Consider the following 1,113-nt stretch of genomic DNA (forward strand, 5'->3'; position numbering starts at 1 on the left):
CGCGGCGGTCGGCACCGGCGACCCGGTGCGCACGGCGCTGGTCGTGCTGGCCGGGGTGGGCGCCGTCGTCGCGGGCACCCTGACCCACCGCCAGGCGCCCTTCGCCGTCGGCGCGGTGTCGGCCGGCGTCGTCGGCGCGGTGGAGCTCGCGCCGTGGGTGGCCCGGCTGGAGTCCTGGGTGCCGCTGGGTGCCGCGGGGCTGCTCCTGCTGGTGCTGGGGGCCTCCTACGAGCGGCGCCGGCAGCAGGCCCGGGAGGCCGTCGCCTGGGTGTCCGATCTGCGGTGAGGCCCCTACGGTGGGGCGGTGGACGGGAGCCGCGCAGCCGCCGCCCCGCCGCTGCCGCCCCTCCCCTACCCGGAGGACGCCCGGCCGGCCTACCCGCCGCCGGTCCCCGCCGCCCCGCTGGCCGACCGGGTCACCCCGCAGGTGCTGCTGCTCGGCGCCGGGGTGGTCGCGGTCCTGGGGTCGGTGCTGTCGGTGTTCACCGTCGGCACCCCGGCCGGCGTGGTCGCGGTCGCCGCGCTGCTCGTCGTCGCGGCCGGCCTCGCCGTCCTGGCCGGGCACGCCGGCACACCGACCGCCGGGGAGGCGCTGGCCGTGGCGTCGGTGCTGGCCGCCGGCGCCCTGGTCGTCGTGGGTGCCCGGACCGCACCCCGACCGGAGCTCGCCGCCGGGACCCTCGCGCTGTTCGTCGCCGTCGGCACCGGCGCGCTGCGGATGGTCGCGCCGCAGCTGCGCACCTGGCCGGTCGCGGCCTGGGTGGCCGCCCAGGTCGCCGTCCTCGTGGCGGTGCAGTCGCACGACCTGCGCAGCGACCTGCTCACCGGGGTCCTGCTCGGGGTCGCGCTGACCGGTCTGGCCGTCGCCTGGGCCGGCCGCGACGTCGTGGCGATGGCCGGCCTGCTGGGCTCGGTGCCCTGGTGGCTGACCGGGGTCTGGGTGGCCGAGCAGGAGGCCTGGGGCGGGGACCGGCCGGTGCTGGCCGCCGGGTTCGCGGTGGCCGCCGCCGTCGGGCTGCTGCTCACCACCCACCCCCGGGTGCCGCGGCTGCCGGTGGCCGGTCCGCTGGTGCCCGTCCTCGCCGGCGTCGTGGCCGGGTCCGTCGTGGCGGG

General features: G+C 80.4%; 1 protein-coding gene and 1 pseudogene. Both read left to right on the top strand.

Translation table 11 applies throughout. The annotated features are described in order from the left end of the window. Positions 1-286 (top strand): SCO7613 C-terminal domain-containing membrane protein (locus NH342_RS23035; RefSeq protein ID WP_374209503.1); only part of this gene is annotated, 286 nt, incomplete at its 5' end. Positions 287-304: 18 nt separating this feature from the next. Beyond that, positions 305-1,113: pseudogene (locus tag NH342_RS23040) on the top strand (hypothetical protein); the annotation flags it as partial.

It is taken from the genome of Klenkia sp. PcliD-1-E (assembly GCF_024124375.1).
Taxonomy (GTDB): Bacteria; Actinomycetota; Actinomycetes; order Mycobacteriales; family Geodermatophilaceae; genus Klenkia.